The sequence below is a fragment of the Cupriavidus sp. SK-3 genome, from assembly GCF_000611145.1.
GTDB lineage: Bacteria > Pseudomonadota > Gammaproteobacteria > Burkholderiales > Burkholderiaceae > Cupriavidus.
In genome coordinates, this window is record NZ_JFJV02000050.1 from 893 (window position 1) to 1,119 (window position 227).

Annotated in this window: 1 pseudogene; it reads right to left on the bottom strand. The window is 66.1% G+C overall.

The window, feature by feature from the left end:
• Nucleotides 1-207: pseudogene (locus tag CF70_RS05515) on the bottom strand (ATP-binding protein); the annotation flags it as partial.
• Between the last annotated feature and the right edge of the window lie 20 nt (nt 208-227).

The window sequence follows — 227 nt, forward strand, 5'->3', positions numbered from 1 at the left end:
CGCCGGCGAGGCCTGTCCGAGATCGTCAATGAACCAGACCAGCGGGCGCGTGCTGTTCAGCGCGGTGGCCAGATCCCCGAACGGCAGGAACTTGGCACCCGCACCATCCGTTGCCGGAAACGGCAGGCCCTTGGAGTCGGTGGGATCTTCCACCACGGGGTGGGAGATCAGCAGGTCGTGGCGGGCAGCCTTGGCTGCGCTATCCACGATATCGCTCTTGCCGATGC